This is a genomic window from Paraburkholderia sp. EG286B (genome assembly GCF_040965655.1).
Taxonomy (GTDB): Bacteria; Pseudomonadota; Gammaproteobacteria; order Burkholderiales; family Burkholderiaceae; genus Paraburkholderia.
Genome location: NZ_JBFRCF010000001.1, coordinates 490,464 through 509,138 on the forward strand (window position 1 = coordinate 490,464; position 18,675 = coordinate 509,138).

Below are 18,675 nucleotides of genomic sequence, written 5' to 3' on the forward strand. Positions count from 1 at the left end.
TCCTTCAGGGAGATGGTTTAAGCGCTGATCTGCTTGATCAGCGCTCGAAACGCGGCATCAGGAGCCGCCACTTCGTCCGCAAGCCCAAGCGCGACACCCTTGTCGCCCATGAACGTCGCGGCCTGCGTATCTCGAACCGTGGCGGCTGAGATATTCCGGTTACGGGCAACCGTTTCGCAGAACAGTTCGCCCATGGTGTTGATGTCCGCCTGAAAGCGCGCCAGCGCATCCTCCGATAGCGGGATTTCCGAATGGCCATCGGCCTTCGTGTCGCCGTACGTGATGAACGTCACCTTCACGCCAGCGGCTGAGAGTGCCTTCGACAGATCGACGTGAGCACAGATCACGCCGATGCTGCCGACACCTCCAGTGCGCGGCACAACGATGCGATCCGCCGCGCTCGCGAGCGCGTATGCGGCGCTGTACGCCGATTCGTTCAGGATCGACCAGATCGGCTTCGTCCCGCGCGCGCGATATATGGTGTCGACAAGGTCGAAGCAACCAGCCACTTCTCCGCCAGGAGAGTCGATGTCAAGCGCGATGGCCTTCACATCGGGATCGCTCAGCGCTGTCAGAAAGTTCTGCCGGATGCCGTCATAGCCCGACATGCCGCTGTACGGGCGGATCGAGCCGAGCTTTTGCACCAGCGTGCCCTGAACCTCGATCAGTGCGACGCCGCCGACGTTGTCGTATCCGGTCCGCGCGACGCGGCCCGGCTCCGCGAAGCCATAGTCCTCATCGTCCATCGCAACGGGGACGATCGATGCGCCGTCCAGGCGCACCATCTGCGATACGCCGAGTCGATCTGATAGCGCGGCAATAACGACTTCCGCCTTGCGCGGATGAAGGGCCAGCGGGGTGTTGAACATCCGCTGACCGAGACGTGGCAAAAGATTGTTCATGCAGCGCTCGGCTCAGAAATTGTTTCGGTCGCATCCGCGCCAACCATCCACTTCGGCGGCGGCAGTCCGAGTTTTTCGTAATGCGACCTCTCGATCGCGCGCCGCTCCGCAACTTCACGCCAGTCAGTACCCATCAGGTCGGCGCACTCGTCTTCCAGCGTCGAGAGGCCGCCGTCCAGGCCGAGAATCGCCCCCTGCTTTTCCTTCACGGGATCCGTAAACCCCTTGCCCGGGCCCATCCATTTGGCTCGCGAGTACGCGACGCGGCACTCCATGAAGGACGGAGCGCCGTTCGGAAGCGGCAGCTCGTCGACTTCCATCGACTCCTCGAGGAAGGCAGCGAAAACCGGCTGCCCGAAACCATGCGCGAAGTCGCTGCGTCGGCGCGAAAACGTCTTCCACGCCTCGAGCATCGCGGCGCGATACGAGCTGTAGTTGACGTCGGACCAGTCCTGGCTGATCTGCTGCGTCGACACACCAGTACCAGCTGCAACGTTGCGCAGCATCGCCGCTTCGAACTCAGCGAAATTGCTGTTCGGACGCTGCGCTGTGACGGTGTTGATGCTTTCGCCCGGAAACAGGATCGGCATGCGCACGTCGCCGAGCGACAGCTTCTTACGGTCGTGGAACTCCGAGCGCTCCTGCTGATACGCGTTCAGCTTTTCGGAGTCGCCCAGAGCCTCTTCAACCAGAGACGGATCGAACGGACTTTGGATGTACGCACCGAAGATCGCGTTGATGATCGCGGCGTCGAGCTCGGTACCGTCGTACTTGATCAACATCTTCAGGCGCTGCAACACGGGCGCGAGGATGCCGGCGCCGCCGCGGTGCTGCGCAGCTCGATCGTGGTCGAAGTCGTGCACGACGACCGGACGACCCCAGTCGGTTTCGCGCGGAATGCGATCCCAGTGCACGGCCTGCGCTGCGCTGAACCAGTCGCCCGCATGCGCGCGACGGATGTGATAAGCGACGGCTGCACCGTATTCATCCACTTCAACGCCACCGCGCATCGTCATCTGGTCGAAGCGCAACTGCGGATTCGACAGGCGGTCCGGATCGATGATCTGGAGCGTGGTCGCATACTGCGCGCGCCCGATCCCAACTCGCTCTGGCAGCCACAGCAGCATACCGAGGGCATCTCCGTCGACGATCTTGTGACGGAACGCCAGGCGAAACATCTGCGAGATCGTCAGATTGCGCTGCGCGTCGCAGTAGCGACCCGGATCGTTCGACCACGTGCGCCAATGAGCCTCGGCCGCTTGCCCGAATTCTTCGGCCCAGACGTGATCGAACGCCTTGATCCCGGTCGCCGCGCGCAGCGCGGCATAGTCTGGCTTCGAGATGGGCCGGAAGTCTGCGCCGATGACCGTGTCGACCGTCCGCGTGACCGCTGCGGAGGCCCAGCCGTCGTTCCGGACGAGATCGCGCACGCGCGACACGATCCGGTCGCGGTACATGTTGAGTTCGCCGTCGGGCGACCAGAGATACGGTCGCCATTCGGCCATGTGCGCGCCGTAAATATCGGCAGCGTCGTACGGGACATTTCCGCCACCGACGAGCATGGACGCACGGCTTCGCTTCAGCTCGATGGGTCGCCCCGCCGAGTCGAGAATCTGCACTGGATTGTCCATTTATCGGTACCTGAAGCCGATCGGGCGACGCCCGCGGCGGATGATTCCCAGCTGAGCCTGCAGTTGCTTGATCAGCGCCACCAGATCGCCGATGTTGGTCTGCGTGTAGGTGACTGACTTCGTGCCGTCACCTTGCGCGTACGTTGCCGTCACCACTTTTGCGCCCGATGACAGGTCGAGATACGCCTGCTGCGCATTGGCAAGAGCCGTTTGCAGCGCGGTCGTCGACATGCCAGCGAAGATACTGGTACTCGGGTTGTAAAGGGACACAGCGGCTCCTACGCCAGCCGGCTGGCAAGCGTCTTCTTCGATGGTTGCGTGATGATCTTGGGCTCTTTCACGACGCCCGGTACCCATGCTGGCGTCTCAGGCGCACCTGGTGCTTCGTCAGGTTCCGGCTCGACCACTAGCGGCGGCGGAGCGATCTCTTCAGCGCGTTTATTCAGCTTCAGCCCGAAGTGCAGCAGCCCGCATAGCGCCGCGTAGCTATACACAGCAAGGTCGAGCGCCTCGTTCGCGCGCCCCGGCGACAGTTCCCAGACCCTGAACCGCTGACCGTTCACGAGCTTCGCCACCGATCGCTCGGAGACGAGCTGCGCGAAGTAGTTGATGTCGCGATCGGACGGGTAATGCATGTATCCGGGACCGGGCTCGTCGAGATGCAATCGCGCCCGGATCACGTCCTTCGCGGCGTTTACACCGATGATTACCGGGCGAAATGAGGCTTTCGTACGCGCCGTCGGCTTTTTCGTTGGCCACACTGGCGACCGCGCGCCGCCGCGCGCCGACTCACCTTTGATAGCCCAGATCCGCCGCCCGAGGCGCGCCTTGCAGAACTCGTACACCTTCTGCGTGTGATGGCCGCCCGAGTCGATACAGGCGGCCATCACCTCGAATCGCCGGCCGTCTGCGCGGAACCATATGCGCTTGAGGTGCTCGTCGACGCGGTTCCACAATTCATCGCTCTCGGGATCGCCCTCGAAAACGGTGTGATCGATCGACCAGCGCTCCTCGTTTTTCCCCCAGCCGACGGTTTCGATTTCGACGCGGTCGTCCTGGACGTCGCCAGCGGCTGTTATCACGGCGACGCCGTCGGGAACCTCAGCGGCCCAGACCTCAGCGCGCGCCGCGAGCTTCGCCTCATTCAGCGCACGTTCGCCGCGGTCCTCGTAAGGCTCGCCGAGCACGAGGTTGATAAACGTCTGCCGCGCGAGCGGGTCATCCTTGACGCGCAACCATTCAGCTACCAGGTTCGGCCATGCCGCGTTCGGAAATAGCGAATATCCGGCCCAGATATGGAAGCCAGCATGCCCGTTGAAGGGCTTCCCGGCGCGCCACTCGCCGCCAGCGATCATGTCCGGCTTATCTACTTCGTAGACGATGCAGCCGTTGTGCTTGCAGACGTAGTACGTCGATTCCGGGATGCCGTTGCCCTGCTCATCCTTGTCCCACTTCATTCCATGGGGAGTGTCAGGGCCGCCCCACTCAAGTACCTGAAACTCGCCGCAGTGCGGACATGGCACGTAGTAGCGCCGCTGGTCGCTTTCGCCCCAGCTCTTTTCGATCCGGCTATACCCCTTCACCGTCGGCGTCGAGCCGAGCACGATCTTGCGGTTCCAGAAGGTCTCCGACCGCTTCGTGCCAAGGGCGATCTGGTCACCTTCGTTGCCGGCGCCGTCAACCGGGTAAGCGTCCACCTCGTCGAACATCACGACGCGCGACGTGATACGGCGGAAGCCGGCCGGGCTATTCGCGCCGACGAGCGTCAGGCTCGATCCATTGCGAAAGGTCTTCGCCAGGATAGTCTGGTCGCTGCTCTTTGCCTTCTGGTCGCCCGCGATCGACGCGAGCACCGGTGTATCCCGCAGCATGGGCGAGATTTCCGTCTTCGAGTAGCTCTCGGCGTCCTCGACGCGCGGCTGGACAACCAGAATCGGCGACGGATCCTGATGGATGAAGTACCCGACCGCATGGTCCATCAGCTTCGTGTAGCCGACCCGAGCCGACTTCATGACGCTGATCTTCTCGACCGAGGGATCCGTCACGGCATCAAGCATGCCGCGTTGGTATCCGAACGCACGGAAGCGCCCCGTCTGAGCACTCGTCTCGCGCGACAGTACTGCATACCGCTCGGCCCATTGGCTGAGCGTCAACTTCGGAGGTGGAAGCAGGTTCTCGCGGCGTGCCGCCAGAAGCCCAGCATGAAGAGCAGCAAACCCGCGCGCGTACCGGCGCGTGTTATGTTGGGTTGCCAGCTCCGTCACGGGTTAGTTCTTCCAGGGCTTCGGTGATGACCTCCTGCAGCATGTCCTGCAATTCAGCCGGCGTCTTGCACCGATGTAAACGTGGCGCCTGCTCCGCGGGGATGGAGAGCAGGCGTGTTCTGACCTTGGCGTATTCGCTGCCGACGGCTTTCGCCACCTCGGCTACGTCAATCACCTGACCGGAATCCCGGTCGTACTCGAGCTGGGCCTTCAGCCCGAGATAGTTCTCTTTGAAGCAACGCGCTTCATCGAAGTCGAGCAGCTGAACGTTGCCGGTCAGGATCCGCTCGGCCGCCTCGTCTGCGCTCTCACCCGCGCCGAGCGTTACCTCGCTCGCCGCCTGGGTAACGGTTTTGCGTTTGTTACCCTGGGCAGTTTGGGTAACAGCCTGGGTAACAGCCGGAATACCGTCGCGGCGGTATTTTTTGAGCAACGCATTCGACGCCTCGACGTCGACCTCATCGCCCGCAAACACAAGCCAGCCGCGCTCCTTCCACTTCGTGACCGTCTTCCGGCTCACTCCGTGAAGTTCGGCAAATGCACTTTGCTTCATGCGCGATTTGTTACCCTGTTACCCAATTTCAAAAGTTCATACCTAGACGCAAATCGCGGTGCGCAATTGCCCCCGACCCTCCTTTCCCTAGGAGGGACCCCGACGCCCTAGCCCCGCCCCTAGCGGGCCGTCGCGAGCGCTTTGGCCACCGCGCGATCTAGCTCAACGCGGAACGCGGCGGCGACCACACGACGTCCCACGCCACGATAATCAAGCCGCTGCGTCACGTCGTGCGCATCTGTGAACTTCACCATCAGCTTCAATCCGCCTTGTTTGCCGTGCGTCTTCTTCGTGCGCTGCCAAACCCCATCAACAATGCCGTTCTTTGTCTTCACCTTGCCGATGAACGCATTCGGCTTTGATGCAAGCCGTTTCACGAGATTGCGCGGCAGGTTGCCGTACTGGTTGACCTTTGCTTCGATCGGCTTCAACAGGGCTTTGCTGTTGAGCTTGTTCTTGCCGCCGATCTCATATGGCAGCAGATACGCGGCTGCGACAGGCTTCACATACACCAGCGCAACCGGATTCGCCTTCGTGGCGCGCTTGATCGCGACAGAGTTCAGCGTGAACGGAGTCGGGCCGTCGAGCACCTCGCGCATGTTGTCACGCTGCGCTAGCCGAACTTTCTCGGCAGTCGCATTGATAGCCTGCGCCGTGGCAAACGGCAGCTGCTTGCGCGCCATGTCGTCGAGCGCCTTGGCGGCCGAGCGAATGTCGGCTTTGACGGAAAGCGTAAACATGCTGCGCAGAAGAGAAAGCGCCCGCGGAGAACGGGCGAACTCGCGATGCTCAATCGCGAGGGAGGAGACACGTTTAGAGCTTCATCAGCCACAGCGCCCAATCGTCGAGCCAGCGCGACCAAAGCCACGCGCCGCGCGCGCATTCATTCAGATACTGCCCGACGATGCAGTTTAGGTTCATGGCCCAGATCCGAAGAGATGTGCGCTGTGCGAAGCGGCCAACCCGTCCGCCGCGGGGGCGCGCTCAGCCAGTCTCACCGGCAGTCTGCCGCTTCGCGCAGGGCGCAGAAATGCAAAAAGCCCGCTTCGCTTTCGCTTGGCAGGCTTTTTTGAGGCGAGCACATCCATCAAGGTGGATGTGGGGTGTCGTCTAGGACACTACCGTCATGCGGCTCGTTGTCTACGCGCCACATTTGCAATGCTCAGCATTGCCGACGACTCAGGGCGGATCATATACGCGCTCGCGCGCGTGCGCAACTAATTTGACCCGGAAATTTCTTGAATGTGTGCAGTCGCAGCGGGCGCAACTCCCGCGACAGATGACTCACTATTTTTTGCGAATGCCGTATCTTCAAGGCTCGCACGGCGTTCATTGCCAGATTCTCGCCACTCATTTTCGGCTTTTGACGGGTTCAGCCCCATCTGCTGACCGATGCGATTCTGGGCGTCGACGACTGAGCCGAGGTTCGTCTCGAGGTAGAACATCGTCGTGCGCACATCCTTGTGTCGCATCACGCGCTTGATTGTCTGCACCGGCACGCCCTGTTCGCTGAGCTGCGTGGCGAAGGTGCCGCGCAATCGGTGAGGCGTCAGGCCGACCACGTCGCAAGCCGCGTTGGCTGACTGGATTGAGCGCCGCGTGAATGCCGCCGAACATGCCTGCCCACGCGAATTGACCACCATCAGCCCATCGCCCTGACGCATTGGGCGCAGGTAGTCGAGCAGCCACGCCGGCAGCGGGACAGGATCGGCCTCGCGCCCTTTCGTGATGCCAGGCGTGTATGTCTCGCGCTCCCAGTCGAGCCACTCCCACCGCGCCGTTCTCGTCTCGGACTCGCGCAGGCCGACGCCAAGCATCAGGCGCACGGCAATCTTCACTCCCACATGATTCCCCGCGGCCTCATCGAGCGCCGCGAGCCACGCAGTCGTCGCGCTGATCGGCAGGATCGTGCGCGGGCGCTTCTGAACCTTGAGTTCTTTCACCGTCCACGGGACCTTCGGAATCAGCTTCCGACGCACAGCCCAGTGGTTCACCAGCTGGATGGCCTTGAGCCAATGGTTCGTGCTCGAGCGCGAATGGGTTTCGAGGTGCCGAAGGCGAGCGTTCTCGATCATGGCGGTCGTCAACGCTGCAATGGAAACGTCGCCGAGGTCGTAGAGATGTAGTCGCCCCACCGTGCCGATGGCCTTGATGTGCGCCGCGCTGACGATCGGCTCGTGCGCCGCGAGCCACTGCACGAACAGTTCGCGCAGCGTCGGTATGGGTTCCTCGCCGCGCGCCCAGAGCTTCGCATGCTCATAGGCGCGAGAGGCAACCTCCTCGGCCCGATACTTGACGGTTTCGCGCGTGCTGCGCTGCACGCGGACGCCGTTGATCTGAAACCGGTAGTGCCAAATCTGGCCGCAGCGAAAGAGTTTGCAGCCCATACGATCAGCCTTCGGAATCTTTCAGCAGGTCACGAACCTTGCCTGCCGTCGCCGACGATGCACCCGCGAGGCAAATCAACGCCTCGTCGAACTTCTTCGCATGCTTCTGCCACGACTCGACAGGCAGACCCGCGGCCAGTGCGCGCTCGGAGTCGCTGAAACGGCGCACACCGCTGCCATTGCATTTCGAGCACGTCGAAACATGCGCCCCTTCGGTGACAGTGCCCAAGCCATCGCACTTCTCACACGCATCGAGCATCCATTCCTTGAGCGCGGCCACAGATAGCCGCTGCGCATAGCTTCGCTCGACGCGAAGCCGTGCCTCGACCTTCTTCGTGAGCAATAGAAGCGCGCGCCGCCCAGATGCAATGTCCTGACAGAACTTTGCACGCCAGAGTGCCGAACCCAGCGGATCCGACATCCCGAGTGCGGTCAGGCGGTCGATCGCGCGAACAAACTCGGCCTCCCAGCGCAGGTTGCTCGATTGCGTTGCATTCACCACCTGGTCCTTCACACCCATGAGCCGACTCCCTTGTTCGATGAATTTTTTACAGCGGGGCATTTCATAGACGTCGATCGACGCCTTCTGCATTCCAATGCGGCATACAAACTTCGTTGTCCCGCACCATGTGTCCTTCTTGATCTGCTCGCACCCGAGGCACGTGAGGTCCTGCTTCTCCTCCAGCACGATGGCTGGATCGCGGAAGTCGCCGCGCCTCATACGCAACCCGCCGACGCACGATATTTCGCGTAAGGCTTGCGGATGAGTTGGTCAAACTTCGCGCGGGCAGCGGCGTCGTGATCGAGCTGCGCGCGGCTCTCGATCCCGCACACTGCATAGATGAATGCCGCCGCGCCTTCCTTGCCATTGCATGGATTCGCCTGAATCACCTCGACCCAGTCGCAGAACGACTGCTCGTTCGACCATCTACCGGCCAACTTGGCGAGTTCGCCACCCTTCATGGGTTTCATTTCGCTCATCACATCACCACCGTGAAGTGAATGCCCCAATGCATCAGCCAGTCGACGAGCGCCGTGCGCAGTTCGGCGCTGCGCGGAAACGGGAATTCGATCTGAATGCGGCCATCGGCTAGCACATCGAGGTGGCCGCACAGCGGGCAGCCGTCGAACGCGATGACCTTATGTTTCGTCGCACTGTCGAGATGCTGGCTACTCGACTTTGTGAGCGCCTCGGGCACGTCGGAGTACTGGATGTAGGCGTATGCACTCATGGCTTCCCCGGGACGATGAACTTGCTTTTACCGCTCGCCATAAACTCTGCGAGCGATTTGCGGTTGAGACGGACACGGGCCGTGCAGCGCAGCACGCTGCTGGATCTCCACGTGTGCAACATCCCAGAGATCCCTTTGCGATAGCGCGTCGGGATATATGCATCCACAAGCACGACGTCCTCGCTCGCGACGCCATCCGTGACAGAGCGCTGAATCACGAATACGTTTGTCTCGAACGTTTGGACCTGCGTGCCACGGCGCGTCTCGACGTCCACATCAATCAGCAGTCTCAAGCGATCATCTCCGTCAATTCCATCTTTTGTGCGCGGACCGGCTCCCAGCGCGCGAGCGCAGAGAGCGTTGCGGCGCGCCGCTGCTCCTTCGTCGGCACCGTCGACTGATCCAACCAGAAGTGACACGCGCCGCAGCCGGGAAACGTGAACCGGTTGTCCGCCTTGATGCCCTTACCCTTCCCGTGCTCGAGGAGGTTCGAATGGCATGGCACAACCGTTTCGTCGTCCGGGTTCAGCCGGCACACGCCGGGCACGCGCAGATAGCACGGTTCACCGCGGCATGCAGTCAGATACTTCGAGCCTTCCGACACCGTCGGCTTCCTCATTCGGCTCTCGATCTTCGAACGGCGCAGCGCAGTGGCGCGACTCGCGAAGCTGCTGAATGGCGAACCCGGCTTGCGCTTGAGGCCGGTCCGCTTCATCGGCGCCGAACGCTTCAAGACGCCTCCACGTCCAGCTGCGCGACGACCGCCGCTTGCGAAATGACCGGCAGATCGCCCGCCAGCCCAATCAGGTGACCGGCCTGAAATACACGCAGGCCGAGGTCGCGCGCGAGGTTGTGCTCGATCGGCGCGCCGCGTGAGTTCTCCCAACCAGGCAGCAGGGCGACGCCATCACACTTCTCGGTCATCATTGCGGCGATGTCTACGCGCATGCAGGTAAGCCAGTCGCCATCACTGCCAGTGTTCAGCTCAGCGGGATTGACGACCTCGAAGCCCAGCGCGCGCAGGCGCGCCGCTTCAGCGTGGAATGCCGGGAAGTTGAGTTCGGCGTAACCGGTCATCGGGCCAGCGATGTAAAGCTTCATGTCGGGGCAGGGCCAAAAAATGCTTCGGTGAGGGGATCGCGCTTAGGGATGAAGTTCAGTTCCCGTTTTCTGCGCAGCTTTCTTTCTTCGGACGCTCTGACTGCAATCTGTGATGTACGCGTTCCAGTGCGCTTTCTGACCTTCTTTTTCTTCGCGATTGGAGGGGCAACTACGTCAGGCCCGACACCGCATGAATAGAGCTTCACGCGGCGCCCCTTTCTAACCGGACTTGGGCCATATCCCGAGACGAAGATCAGCTTTTCATCACGAGCACGTCGGACGTAACGATCGATGTCCTGCCGTATGTAGCCGCTTATATCGACCATTCGATTCGGCGAGATTGGCTCGTTCGCTCCCACGAACTTGGCGAATTCCGCAACCGTCATTCGAAGCGTGCTCACCTGATCTCCACGATGTCGATGCCGTGCACGTGCTTCATGAGGTGGCGCTTGATGCGGTATTCCGCCGTCACATGACCCTTCACGTCTTCCACGATCTGGCGTTCCTCGCCGGCGCGCTCGTAGACAAAGTCGGCGATATAGCGCAATGCCGGGCGCTTGCGACCGGCGATCACCACTGGGCCCGCCAGCACGAACACCACTTGCCGCTCGAGCTCACTGATCTCACCGCGCTCTTGCATCGCGACGAGCTCGAGATAGCGCTTCCATTCGCGCTTGCTGTCGAATTTGATGCCGTTGTGCTCGATCTTGGCGTTGCCATACTTCGATGCGCGCGGCGCGGCCGGCGCCTTCATCGTGGCCGGGCGCGCCGGACGGGCGAGCCGCATTTCGCGCACGCGCGCCGTGCCGACGCGAGTCGTTCCCTCGGGATAGCGGAGTGCGGTCGAGACCTTGCTGCGGGTGCTCATGGCTTGAACGCTCCAACAGCGCGAACCGGCTCCAGCGCTGCAGGCCAACGCTCACAATTCACCATGATGTTCAACTGGCCTTGGGGGATAGCTGAGTACCAATCGGTGAGGTTCGCCGAAGACCATTTGCCGAGCGCGTATGCCTCGAGCTCGTTCTCTGGCTCAACGACGAGCGTTCCCTTTGCTGTGATCGTCGCCTTCATTGCGCGGGCCGCTCCACGATCAGATCGCGCCAATGGCCGCGGCCCTGCTTTGCCGATGCGAAGTTGTCCGCATGCGTGAGGTGGCCGACGCAGCCCGTCGTCCAGCTGCCGTTGTGGGTGTTCGCGTACGGCTTCTTCTCGAAGAGGATCATCACGCCGCTCAGATCCTGCGTGAGCCATTTCAGGCGCGGCGAGACCGCACTCCAGTCGATTGACGGCATCGCCATCGCTTCGGCCTTGGCCAGCAGCCGATAAACCGCCAACGCACCCCAAAGCGGCTGCTTCATCGTGTGCCAGATTCCGTCGGCGTCGCGGTACTGGATCGGATGGCCGGTTTTCCAAAGCGCGAAAGCGAGCGCTTGATCACAGAGATCGACTTCGCCGAAGCGCTTATCGAGCTTTGCGTTGAAGGGGGCGAGTTCCTCGGGCGTCCACGACCACTGGTCGACGGACTCCTTAGCGAACGACGCTGCCTCGAGCTGTTCCGGAATCACGCTCACGCTGCCTCTCTTTGCGCGACCTGATCGCGCGGAATGTCGTTGAAGTAGGCGTACAGGGCCTCGCCGCGCGCTTCGCTCTCGCGGCTAACCGCGGCAAGGAGGTACTCCATCCATGCGCCCGGGCCGAGTGACTTGCACACCTTCGCCTTGAACTGCTCGAAGTACTGGAAACGCGATGGATCGATGCCGAGACGCTTGCCCTGCTCGCGCCAACCAGCTTCGTCAGCCCACCAGCCATCCGGAGCGCCGCCCGTTGCCGCGTCGCCTGTCGTCTCGTCCTTCGCTTCCCAGATGCCGGTCCAGCCGCGAAACACCGACTCCTCGATTGCCGTGACCACGTCGCGGCCACCGTCGCGGATCTTCGCGAGTTTCTTAAGCGTGACCTTCGCGGCAGGACGAGTCCAAGGGATGTCCGATTTCCGCTCCTTGGCTTCGCGGTGCTCGCACCAGTCGAGCCACGCTTCTGCTGGCAGCCAGTCGGGAAGTTCGAGCGCTCGAAGTTCGACATGCAACGCAATTCGCGGCGCTTGCCGCGCGCCTTGACGGTTCTCTGACGGTTCAGTGGTGGTTCCTGACGAGTCGGGTGCAAAAGCTTTGCACCCTTTAGCGCTCTCGTTTGCACCCTTTACGTCGCCAATTGCACCCTTTGCGTCGCCGTTTGCACCCTTTCCATTCGGTGCAGATTCTTCACCCTTTGGGCCAACAGAAATGGGTGCAAGGTCTGCACCCTTTAGCCATTCAGGGCTGATGCGGTATTCGCGCGCTCGGCCGCGGCCACCGCCCTCGTTCGCAACGAGGATCAGCCAGCCGCGCTTGACCATGCGCTTGATCTGGTACTGCACCGCGCGCTCAGACTGACGCGTCTTGGCCGCCATCGTCTCGATGCTCGGGAAGATGTGGGTGCCGTCGTCGTCCGCGTAGTCGGCCAGCTTGAGCGCGAGATTGAGCTCGCCGCCGCCCTCGGGATACCGGTCCCACACCTTGTCCATGACCTTGATGCTCATGCAGCAGCCCCGAGCTTTACGCGGTACAAGGTGCGACCCGGCTGCTTCTCGATGTCGAGCAACCCGGCGCGCTCCAGCAACGCGATCTGGGAGCGCACAGCGGACTCGGAGAGGCCGCACCTCGCCGACAGCACGCGGATGGACGGAAAGCACTCGCCAGTCGATTGCTGGGCGAAGTCAGCCAGCGCCAGCAGGACGATCTTCGGCGCGTGCGAGAGGTCTTTCTGCCAAGCGAGATTGACGAGATGGAAGCTCACGCAGCCGCCTTCGGCTCAAGGCCAAGAAGCTGCTGGCTGGTCTGCGTCGCAAGATCCTTGCGGCTGCCAACAACGTGCAAACGGCCAGCGTCGAGCAGCTCGCGCACGCGACCGCAGACGCTCGACAGTTTCATGTTCGTGATTGCAGCGATGTCCTCGCGCGTCAGCGGCGCGCGAAGCTCGAGCGCGTCGAGAACCATGCGCTGTTTCGTGCTCAAGGTCTTTGCGCTCATCGCGTGGTAAGCGCTGCTCTGCGTCTCGGCGACGCGGCGGCCCGATCGCGGGCTGTAGGCTTCGTTCTGCATTGAGATCTCCTGCGGATATGGCCGCTAAGGACTACTAATCTGAAACAGGAAAAGGCTGGAGTGCCAACCGTCTCTTGTTGCGGATCAGTTTCGATCCCAGTGATGCCGGCCGCCAGCAGCGGCCTATCCTTTCCCTGCCTGTCCCTTTTTGGGCCGCGATTCGAACGCAACAACGAGGGGGTGAAGTGCACCGTAAGCGCCCTTCAGCACGTGATAACCAAGCAATTCGGGCGTCGAAACGCCTTCAACTGCTGCACGCACCGCCAGATCAGCCGCCTCCGGAGCCGGAAGCTCTACAAAAAGGCTGGTCTTGCGATCCGTCATGCGGCCACCATCGTCCCGCTTTGGGCCGAAACGGCACTGCGCTCGAGCAGGTTCGCTGGCAAATTGCCAACCGTGCCAAACAACAAAAGGTCTGTGATGCGAGCCAATGCAGCCGAATCGCTTTCGATCCCGTGCAACGCCTTGAATGCCTGCATTCCCTCGTACGCGCGGTCCGACAACCGCGTCTTGACTTCATTGCGGTACTCCGTGCGACGTGACATGACTTCCTCGCTTTTTGATGTTGATACAACGAATCTGGTGAGCGCCTTCAACCGTGTCAGAATTGGGTTCCCACACGCTCAACCTCACAACGATCGAGGCGCTCATGACCATTTACTCAAAAGACTTTGCAACAAAGGGCTACGACTACAAGATCGACCTGGCATCGGAACGGGGCGGAATTTGGCTGGACCGCACGTTCACCCTGAAAACCACCGAGGCGGTTACCGTCCATGTTCAACTCAAGGGACGAGAGGGTATGAACCTCGTGGATCTTCACCGGGAATCGATTCAGCGCGCGATCGACATTCTTCAGGCTGCCTTGAATCCGGAAAACGCCCCAGAGCAAAAGCCAGGGTCTCTGGCGAGTCAGCTAGCCTGAACCTCGAGGCCGTTTCTTTCACTGCCGCTCTGACCATGTCAGGCTCGCGCTCAAGCAGCGCGGGCTTGATCAGCCAAAGCACAAACCTTGCATACAACCGCTTCATCTCAGACGCCTCCTGCGGCTACACGCGCCAGCTTCGAACCCTTGTTCATCCCGCCGACCGGCGGTTGTACGTCATCAGATGCATCGGGGGCGCTCGGCTCGACCAGCTCGGGCCAAATCGATTTCCAATCGTCGGGACGAAGCATCTGACGCGTCACCAATCCGCCCGTAGCGGCCTCGATCGCGGCACAATGCTCGATCGGCACGCGACGCCCTGCCTGCATCCATTGATGAACGGCGCCCTTCGTGACGCCGAGGATTTCCGCCAGCGCGCGGTAGCTGCCAACGCTGGCTGCGGCGGTCTCGATCGGGTGTTTGCTCATCAGGAGGGTCGCTAAATGGTTGCGGTCCCGACAAGTCTAGATTCTCTAGACCCAAAAAGTCAAGAAAATCTAGATACAGGCCGTTTAGATTTCCTATACCCTCCGCGCATGGAAATGAAACTCTGGATCCGCGCCGCCCGAAAGAAGGCCGCTCTAACACAGGAGCAGCTGGGGGAAAGGCTGGGAGTGACTAAGGGAAACGTGTCTGCTTGGGAAAATGGCCGGCACGAGCCGAGCTATGCTCAGATCCAAGAGATAGCAGCGCTGTCGAACATGCCGCTCCCGGACACCGAGCGCGCGATGCCGGCATCGGGGATGACGGTCGGCAAGCCGATCCGCCAGCGCCTCGAGGAGATGCTTCAAGAGTGTGGTTTGGATACGCGCGCTTTTGCCGAGCGGCTCAAGGTTCCCGCAGAACGCGTGGACGGCTGGCTCCAGAACGGCGGCGCAAGCGTCGAAGACGCAGTGTCCATCCAGAACGAATTCGGTTACAGCGTGGCCTGGATTCTCGCAGGCATCGGGGAGAAGAAAGCCCTCACGCATCATCCTGAAGAACAAAGCCCAGGGCCCGACGAAGATCCGCGAGCGCTTGCGGCATATAGCCACGAATATCGACCAAAGCCTGTCGGTAAGTGGCGAGGACTGGCAGTGGTGGGCATGGCGCAACTTGGGGACAATGGATTCTGGGCGGACATCGAGTACGCCGTTGGGCATGGTGATGGCTATGTGGACTGGCCAACGTCCGACCCCGACGCTTACGCGTTACAGTGCGAAGGCGAATCCATGCTGCCGCGTATTCGACCTGGCGAGTATGTAATCGTCGAGCCCAATCACCCCGTGCAGCCCGGCGACGAAGTGATGGTCCGATCGATCGACGGACGCGTCATGGTCAAAGAATTCCTCTATAAGGCCGGCGGCCGATGCCATCTGGCTTCAGTCAATGCGTCGCACGGCAGGATCTCAATCCCCGTCGAGGAAATTGAGAAAATGCACTATGTCGGCGGCATTGCAAAGCCATCCAAATGGCGCCCAGATTGAGATCCGTTAGGGGCGTTGCGATAACGAGTTGGAGTCGATTGTCGCTGACGTCCTTTCGGGCAATTAGACAACCAAATGTTCAGTGACTATCTCGTTTTCGTTGATGAGAGTGGTAGCCCGTCGATGGGCCGCATCGATCCTGACTTCCCTCTCCTTGTCTTGGCGTTTTTGATTGTCCGTAAGGATCAGTACCTTAGGGAAATTGTTCCTGCCATCCAGGGCTTCAAATTCAAGCACTTTGGACACGACCAGGTAATTCTCCACGAGCGGGAGATACGGCGGGACCTCGGGCCATTTTCGTTCCTGAAAACACGGGAGTTGAAATCTAACTTTCTGGGAGAGCTGTCCGCGATCATGGAGGCAGCACCATTCGCGCTTGTAGCAACCGTGATCAGGAAAGACCGGCTCCAGGCACGCTATAAAGATCCGGCCAATCCTTATTTTTTAGCGCTCCAATATGGGCTGGAACGTGTTTGTGCATACCTTCGGCAGCAGGGAGATTGGAGGCAGCAGCCCCACCCCAAGGTACATCTAATCGTAGAACAGCGCGGTCGAAATGAGGATGACGAACTTGAACTAGAGTTCCGTCGGATTTGCGATGGCGGAAACTACAACCACGAAAAGTTCGCCTTCGACATCGTATTTGCTAATAAGCAATCCAACTCATCTGGCTTGCAGCTAGCAGACCTTGTGGCTCGCCCAGTAGGGATGTCGGTGATTCGCCCAGACCAACAAAACAGGGCGTTTGAATTGCTGCAAGGGAAGTTGGTGAGAGTCCGCGGATATGCCGCAGGATGGGGGCTTAAAGTTTTTCCGGCATAAAAAGCAAAGGCCTCCGACATAGCGCCGGAAGCCCCCGCCGGCCGAGAATCCCCAGCCCTTGTTCAGTATTCTATTCATATACGGATACCACCGCAAGGCCGAAGTTTAGGTTGCTTAACATCCAGGCACGAAGCAGCCTCCTAGAAAGGCCGCCAGTTGCGGGCTTTTCCACATCTGGGCGGTGTTACAAATTCAAAGTATAGATTTTCTTGACTATCTAGGTCAATCTTTTCTATACTTCTCTCAAGCGCTCACCACCGAGCGCCCAGCGTCTGAAGTGGGTTAAGCGGAGAGCATTGCCGCGCAGTGCTCTGTACTTAGCCCACCTCTCACCAAGTCCCGCTTGATCGCTGGAGTGAGAGATGAATGCTCGTAAAGCCCTTCGTCGTGCCGCTGCCAAGTCCCTCGATGGACATTGCCGCTTCGTCGCGCACGTTGGCCCTTCCGTAGTAGTCCTCACCCTCAGAGATCTCGCTCTGTGCCCTCGGGCACGTATCTATGCGGCTTTTGCGAGTGGCAAGCTCGTCGCGCCGCGTGGTCTGGAGAGCTGAGATGGCGTCCAATCAACAGCAGCACACCGCCAAGACGCGTACGCGCGACGAGGTGGCCTTCTTCACGCGAGGCATGAAGTGAGCCGCGCTGCGTGTGACAACGCGCTCCTGCTCGCATGCCATGACTTCTCGGGACGCCTCCTGCTCAGTTGCAAAGTAGTCGCAACGGGTGGCGCTATCGGTTTGTTCTGGTACGGCGTCGTGCTCGTGCGCGCTAGCGGATGGCTGTGATGGAAACGCTCAAGCTCATCCTGCGCATCTCAGTCGCCGGCGTTGCCGTGATCGCCCTGCTTTCACTTCAGGCGATGCTCGACAATCACAGTCCGGATCCGCTCGTCGTTTGCCACGTGCGTAAGTGCACCTGATCCCGAAAAGGCTCACCCATGGATACGGTAGAAGCAATTTGCATCGCAGTCCTTATTAGCTTTGTCGTTGGCGCTGGCGTCGCAATCGGCGTGGCGAAGCTCCTGAAGCGCGAGCGCAAGTCGCTGCGCTACGTCGACCCGGAAATCGTCTACGACGCGGAGCCATACCCGCGCGCATGGGAGTGAGCACGATGCGCTGCCATGTCCGCTGCCGCCACTGCTCGACGCGCCGCTGCCTGAAGCGAAAGTTGTCCGAATACCTGCGCGTGCCCGCGTGCGGTGTCTGCGGAAAGCGCGATTACCGCGTCGACCGCTGGATGAATCGACGCAACACAACGCGCATGACGTGCTCGTGCGCGGGCTACTGGTTCCCGCATCGGCAAGGCTCGCTGTTCTGCTGGAGCCGCGCGGACGGCACGCAGCGATACCCCGGCGATCCCGACTTCGCCGACCGCAATTACGACGGCCTCGCAGCCGCATAGAACAGTTTCCATGGCGCAGGGAGGCTCCTGCGTTGTGGCGTGTTTGGCCGGCGCCCGTATGGGTCGGTCCTTTTTTGAGATGCGGGATAAATCGATGCGTACAGCGAACCACCAACATAGGTTAGCGCTTTGCGGCGACCGCTTCAGCGAATTTTGCCGCGTGAAATTGGCCCATTGCGGCCGCCAAACCGAGGTCACGCATCTTTTCCGGATGAGCCAACGTCGCCGCATCGTCAGTCATATTCTTGAACTCTTCGACTGCGGCACTCATGCGATTGAGGACAACCTGCAGAGATGCAAATTGTGTTACTGCTTCACTCGGACCAACCTCGTGAAGTGGGATGTTGAGCAACGCGCCCGCAGCCTCGCTAAGCGAGTAGACCGGCTGCTCAAGGAATCGCTTAAGAACGTCCGTCCGCATCAGACTAAAGCTCTGCGCAGTTGCATTTGCCTGACCGATCGCATGCAACACGACCGCACTAATTGCATCAGTCTTCTGCGCTTTCTCGCGCTCTTCGCTTTCGAGCGCTTGGAGCCGAACCGATTCGGACTGACGCTGGCCAACCAGAAACGCGCCGGCAATTGCCCCAATCGATCCGATGGCCTGAACCCAGGCGGCAACGGCGCTTGAGTCCCATCGCCATGCGTGGACGGTGAGTGCGACAAGTGCCAATGAGAAGCACAGCGCAATAGCACCAAGAAGAAAGGCGTGAGCCCAATCAATTGCAGATTTCACAGTTAGAGATGGTCAATTTTTTGCGAGATCGTAGCATGGCCAAAAGCGGTGAGAAATACGGCGCGCAGTCCTTCAAATCTGGCAAGCAGCGTGTCAATTGCCGATTTGACCGTTGGGCGCA

General features: G+C 60.7%; 30 protein-coding genes. 6 read left to right on the forward strand and 24 right to left on the reverse strand.

Translation table 11 applies throughout. The features are described 5' to 3' along the window. Positions 1-17: 17 nt before the first annotated feature. The 22 genes from AB4Y42_RS02275 to AB4Y42_RS02380 all read right to left on the reverse strand — a co-directional run bounded on the left by AB4Y42_RS02275 (position 18) and on the right by AB4Y42_RS02380 (position 13,752). Positions 18-902, reverse strand: coding sequence for a S49 family peptidase (locus tag AB4Y42_RS02275; protein WP_368693260.1), 885 nt, complete (start codon positions 900-902; stop codon positions 18-20). Beyond that, positions 899-2,533 carry a phage portal protein gene (locus tag AB4Y42_RS02280; protein WP_368693261.1) on the reverse strand — a complete coding sequence of 545 codons (1,635 nt, stop codon included), beginning with the start codon at positions 2,531-2,533 and terminating at the stop codon, positions 899-901. The genes AB4Y42_RS02275 and AB4Y42_RS02280 overlap by 4 nt, the downstream gene beginning before the upstream one ends. Further along, positions 2,534-2,803, reverse strand: a complete 270-nt coding sequence (gene gpW, locus AB4Y42_RS02285; protein ID WP_368693262.1) for a gpW family head-tail joining protein — start codon at positions 2,801-2,803, stop codon at positions 2,534-2,536. A gap of 8 nt (positions 2,804-2,811) precedes the next feature. Beyond that, positions 2,812-4,797 (reverse strand): phage terminase large subunit family protein, encoded by a 1,986-nt coding sequence (locus tag AB4Y42_RS02290; protein WP_368693263.1) that lies wholly within the window; start codon positions 4,795-4,797, stop codon positions 2,812-2,814. Next, a complete protein-coding gene (locus AB4Y42_RS02295) occupies positions 4,772-5,350 on the reverse strand; it encodes a hypothetical protein (RefSeq protein WP_368693264.1) in 579 nt (192 codons plus the stop codon). Before AB4Y42_RS02295 ends, AB4Y42_RS02290 begins: the two co-directional genes overlap by 26 nt. Positions 5,351-5,469: 119 nt before the next feature. After that, a complete protein-coding gene (locus tag AB4Y42_RS02300; RefSeq protein WP_368693265.1) occupies positions 5,470-6,033 on the reverse strand; it encodes a hypothetical protein in 564 nt (187 codons plus the stop codon). Positions 6,034-6,567: 534 nt separating this feature from the next. Next, positions 6,568-7,548, reverse strand: a complete 981-nt coding sequence (locus AB4Y42_RS02305) for a tyrosine-type recombinase/integrase (protein WP_368693266.1) — start codon at positions 7,546-7,548, stop codon at positions 6,568-6,570. A 193-nt stretch (positions 7,549-7,741) separates the two neighbouring features. Then, entirely contained in the window at positions 7,742-8,458 is a 717-nt protein-coding gene (locus AB4Y42_RS02310) for a hypothetical protein (protein WP_368693267.1), read from the reverse strand. Then, the gene (locus AB4Y42_RS02315) at positions 8,455-8,718 is read right to left on the reverse strand and encodes a hypothetical protein (RefSeq protein WP_368693268.1); all 264 of its coding nucleotides are present in this window, start codon (positions 8,716-8,718) and stop codon (positions 8,455-8,457) included. Before AB4Y42_RS02315 ends, AB4Y42_RS02310 begins: the two co-directional genes overlap by 4 nt. Then, the gene (locus AB4Y42_RS02320) at positions 8,718-8,969 is read right to left on the reverse strand and encodes a phage portal protein (RefSeq protein WP_368693269.1); all 252 of its coding nucleotides are present in this window, start codon (positions 8,967-8,969) and stop codon (positions 8,718-8,720) included. The genes AB4Y42_RS02315 and AB4Y42_RS02320 overlap by 1 nt, the downstream gene beginning before the upstream one ends. Next, positions 8,966-9,262, reverse strand: coding sequence for a hypothetical protein (locus tag AB4Y42_RS02325; protein WP_368693270.1), 297 nt, complete (start codon positions 9,260-9,262; stop codon positions 8,966-8,968). Before AB4Y42_RS02325 ends, AB4Y42_RS02320 begins: the two co-directional genes overlap by 4 nt. Further along, positions 9,259-9,684, reverse strand: a complete 426-nt coding sequence (locus AB4Y42_RS02330; protein WP_368693403.1) for a nuclease domain-containing protein — start codon at positions 9,682-9,684, stop codon at positions 9,259-9,261. The genes AB4Y42_RS02325 and AB4Y42_RS02330 overlap by 4 nt, the downstream gene beginning before the upstream one ends. Positions 9,685-9,698: 14 nt before the next feature. Then, positions 9,699-10,070: a DUF4406 domain-containing protein gene (locus AB4Y42_RS02335; RefSeq protein WP_368693271.1), complete on the reverse strand. Its 372-nt coding sequence runs from the start codon at positions 10,068-10,070 to the stop codon at positions 9,699-9,701. Further along, a complete protein-coding gene (locus AB4Y42_RS02340; protein WP_368693272.1) occupies positions 10,067-10,471 on the reverse strand; it encodes a hypothetical protein in 405 nt (134 codons plus the stop codon). The genes AB4Y42_RS02335 and AB4Y42_RS02340 overlap by 4 nt, the downstream gene beginning before the upstream one ends. Then, on the reverse strand, positions 10,468-10,938 hold the full coding sequence (locus AB4Y42_RS02345) for a DUF1064 domain-containing protein (protein ID WP_368693273.1): 471 nt from the start codon (positions 10,936-10,938) through the stop codon (positions 10,468-10,470). Before AB4Y42_RS02345 ends, AB4Y42_RS02340 begins: the two co-directional genes overlap by 4 nt. Further along, positions 10,935-11,141: a hypothetical protein gene (locus tag AB4Y42_RS02350; protein ID WP_368693274.1), complete on the reverse strand. Its 207-nt coding sequence runs from the start codon at positions 11,139-11,141 to the stop codon at positions 10,935-10,937. Before AB4Y42_RS02350 ends, AB4Y42_RS02345 begins: the two co-directional genes overlap by 4 nt. Continuing rightward, on the reverse strand, positions 11,138-11,641 hold the full coding sequence (locus AB4Y42_RS02355; protein WP_368693275.1) for a hypothetical protein: 504 nt from the start codon (positions 11,639-11,641) through the stop codon (positions 11,138-11,140). Before AB4Y42_RS02355 ends, AB4Y42_RS02350 begins: the two co-directional genes overlap by 4 nt. Further along, the gene (locus AB4Y42_RS02360; RefSeq protein ID WP_368693276.1) at positions 11,638-12,645 is read right to left on the reverse strand and encodes a helix-turn-helix domain-containing protein; all 1,008 of its coding nucleotides are present in this window, start codon (positions 12,643-12,645) and stop codon (positions 11,638-11,640) included. The genes AB4Y42_RS02355 and AB4Y42_RS02360 overlap by 4 nt, the downstream gene beginning before the upstream one ends. Next, entirely contained in the window at positions 12,642-12,902 is a 261-nt protein-coding gene (locus tag AB4Y42_RS02365) for a helix-turn-helix domain-containing protein (RefSeq protein ID WP_368693277.1), read from the reverse strand. The genes AB4Y42_RS02360 and AB4Y42_RS02365 overlap by 4 nt, the downstream gene beginning before the upstream one ends. Further along, a complete protein-coding gene (locus AB4Y42_RS02370; protein ID WP_368693278.1) occupies positions 12,899-13,207 on the reverse strand; it encodes a hypothetical protein in 309 nt (102 codons plus the stop codon). Before AB4Y42_RS02370 ends, AB4Y42_RS02365 begins: the two co-directional genes overlap by 4 nt. Before the next feature lie 123 nt (positions 13,208-13,330). Then, a complete protein-coding gene (locus AB4Y42_RS02375) occupies positions 13,331-13,531 on the reverse strand; it encodes a hypothetical protein (protein ID WP_368693279.1) in 201 nt (66 codons plus the stop codon). Continuing rightward, positions 13,528-13,752 carry a hypothetical protein gene (locus AB4Y42_RS02380; RefSeq protein ID WP_368693280.1) on the reverse strand — a complete coding sequence of 75 codons (225 nt, stop codon included), beginning with the start codon at positions 13,750-13,752 and terminating at the stop codon, positions 13,528-13,530. The genes AB4Y42_RS02375 and AB4Y42_RS02380 overlap by 4 nt, the downstream gene beginning before the upstream one ends. A 104-nt stretch (positions 13,753-13,856) precedes the next feature. On the opposite strand from AB4Y42_RS02380, the gene AB4Y42_RS02385 reads away from it, so the two are divergent. After that, complete coding sequence (locus tag AB4Y42_RS02385) at positions 13,857-14,132, forward strand: hypothetical protein (RefSeq protein WP_368693281.1); 276 nt, start codon at positions 13,857-13,859, stop codon at positions 14,130-14,132. A 107-nt stretch (positions 14,133-14,239) separates the two neighbouring features. Here the strand turns inward: AB4Y42_RS02385 and AB4Y42_RS02390 are convergent, their stop codons facing one another. Then, positions 14,240-14,560, reverse strand: coding sequence for a transcriptional regulator (locus tag AB4Y42_RS02390; protein ID WP_368693282.1), 321 nt, complete (start codon positions 14,558-14,560; stop codon positions 14,240-14,242). Positions 14,561-14,674: 114 nt separating this feature from the next. Here AB4Y42_RS02390 and AB4Y42_RS02395 point away from each other — a divergent pair, with 114 nt between their 5' ends. The 5 genes from AB4Y42_RS02395 (at position 14,675) to AB4Y42_RS02415 (ending at position 17,818) form a co-directional block, all read left to right on the forward strand. Then, the gene (locus AB4Y42_RS02395; protein ID WP_368693283.1) at positions 14,675-15,598 is read left to right on the forward strand and encodes a S24 family peptidase; all 924 of its coding nucleotides are present in this window, start codon (positions 14,675-14,677) and stop codon (positions 15,596-15,598) included. A 75-nt stretch (positions 15,599-15,673) separates the two neighbouring features. Continuing rightward, positions 15,674-16,420 carry a DUF3800 domain-containing protein gene (locus tag AB4Y42_RS02400; protein WP_368693284.1) on the forward strand — a complete coding sequence of 249 codons (747 nt, stop codon included), beginning with the start codon at positions 15,674-15,676 and terminating at the stop codon, positions 16,418-16,420. A 781-nt stretch (positions 16,421-17,201) separates the two neighbouring features. Then, positions 17,202-17,336 (forward strand): hypothetical protein, encoded by a 135-nt coding sequence (locus AB4Y42_RS02405; protein ID WP_368693285.1) that lies wholly within the window; start codon positions 17,202-17,204, stop codon positions 17,334-17,336. 18 nt (positions 17,337-17,354) lie between these two features. Beyond that, positions 17,355-17,522, forward strand: coding sequence for a hypothetical protein (locus AB4Y42_RS02410; RefSeq protein ID WP_368693286.1), 168 nt, complete (start codon positions 17,355-17,357; stop codon positions 17,520-17,522). Positions 17,523-17,584: 62 nt separating this feature from the next. Next, positions 17,585-17,818, forward strand: a complete 234-nt coding sequence (locus tag AB4Y42_RS02415; RefSeq protein WP_368693287.1) for a hypothetical protein — start codon at positions 17,585-17,587, stop codon at positions 17,816-17,818. 121 nt (positions 17,819-17,939) lie between these two features. On the opposite strand, the gene AB4Y42_RS02420 is transcribed toward AB4Y42_RS02415, so the two are convergent. Next, on the reverse strand, positions 17,940-18,554 hold the full coding sequence (locus tag AB4Y42_RS02420; RefSeq protein WP_368693288.1) for a hypothetical protein: 615 nt from the start codon (positions 18,552-18,554) through the stop codon (positions 17,940-17,942). Between the last annotated feature and the right edge of the window lie 121 nt (positions 18,555-18,675).

Coding starts and splice junctions, on each gene's coding strand:
- AB4Y42_RS02275 (WP_368693260.1), bottom strand. CDS start 902: ATGAACAATCTTTTGCCACGTCTCGGTCAGCGGATGTTCAACACCCCG.
- AB4Y42_RS02280 (WP_368693261.1), bottom strand. CDS start 2,533: ATGGACAATCCAGTGCAGATTCTCGACTCGGCGGGGCGACCCATCGAG.
- AB4Y42_RS02295 (WP_368693264.1), bottom strand. CDS start 5,350: ATGAAGCAAAGTGCATTTGCCGAACTTCACGGAGTGAGCCGGAAGACG.
- AB4Y42_RS02300 (WP_368693265.1), bottom strand. CDS start 6,033: ATGGCGCGCAAGCAGCTGCCGTTTGCCACGGCGCAGGCTATCAATGCG.
- AB4Y42_RS02310 (WP_368693267.1), bottom strand. CDS start 8,458: ATGAGGCGCGGCGACTTCCGCGATCCAGCCATCGTGCTGGAGGAGAAG.
- AB4Y42_RS02315 (WP_368693268.1), bottom strand. CDS start 8,718: ATGAGCGAAATGAAACCCATGAAGGGTGGCGAACTCGCCAAGTTGGCC.
- AB4Y42_RS02320 (WP_368693269.1), bottom strand. CDS start 8,969: ATGAGTGCATACGCCTACATCCAGTACTCCGACGTGCCCGAGGCGCTC.
- AB4Y42_RS02330 (WP_368693403.1), bottom strand. CDS start 9,684: ATGAAGCGGACCGGCCTCAAGCGCAAGCCGGGTTCGCCATTCAGCAGC.
- AB4Y42_RS02335 (WP_368693271.1), bottom strand. CDS start 10,070: ATGAAGCTTTACATCGCTGGCCCGATGACCGGTTACGCCGAACTCAAC.
- AB4Y42_RS02345 (WP_368693273.1), bottom strand. CDS start 10,938: ATGAGCACCCGCAGCAAGGTCTCGACCGCACTCCGCTATCCCGAGGGA.
- AB4Y42_RS02350 (WP_368693274.1), bottom strand. CDS start 11,141: ATGAAGGCGACGATCACAGCAAAGGGAACGCTCGTCGTTGAGCCAGAG.
- AB4Y42_RS02360 (WP_368693276.1), bottom strand. CDS start 12,645: ATGAGCATCAAGGTCATGGACAAGGTGTGGGACCGGTATCCCGAGGGC.
- AB4Y42_RS02370 (WP_368693278.1), bottom strand. CDS start 13,207: ATGCAGAACGAAGCCTACAGCCCGCGATCGGGCCGCCGCGTCGCCGAG.
- AB4Y42_RS02375 (WP_368693279.1), bottom strand. CDS start 13,531: ATGACGGATCGCAAGACCAGCCTTTTTGTAGAGCTTCCGGCTCCGGAG.
- AB4Y42_RS02380 (WP_368693280.1), bottom strand. CDS start 13,752: ATGTCACGTCGCACGGAGTACCGCAATGAAGTCAAGACGCGGTTGTCG.
- AB4Y42_RS02385 (WP_368693281.1), top strand. CDS start 13,857: ATGACCATTTACTCAAAAGACTTTGCAACAAAGGGCTACGACTACAAG.
- AB4Y42_RS02390 (WP_368693282.1), bottom strand. CDS start 14,560: ATGAGCAAACACCCGATCGAGACCGCCGCAGCCAGCGTTGGCAGCTAC.
- AB4Y42_RS02395 (WP_368693283.1), top strand. CDS start 14,675: ATGAAACTCTGGATCCGCGCCGCCCGAAAGAAGGCCGCTCTAACACAG.
- AB4Y42_RS02400 (WP_368693284.1), top strand. CDS start 15,674: ATGTTCAGTGACTATCTCGTTTTCGTTGATGAGAGTGGTAGCCCGTCG.
- AB4Y42_RS02405 (WP_368693285.1), top strand. CDS start 17,202: ATGGAAACGCTCAAGCTCATCCTGCGCATCTCAGTCGCCGGCGTTGCC.
- AB4Y42_RS02410 (WP_368693286.1), top strand. CDS start 17,355: ATGGATACGGTAGAAGCAATTTGCATCGCAGTCCTTATTAGCTTTGTC.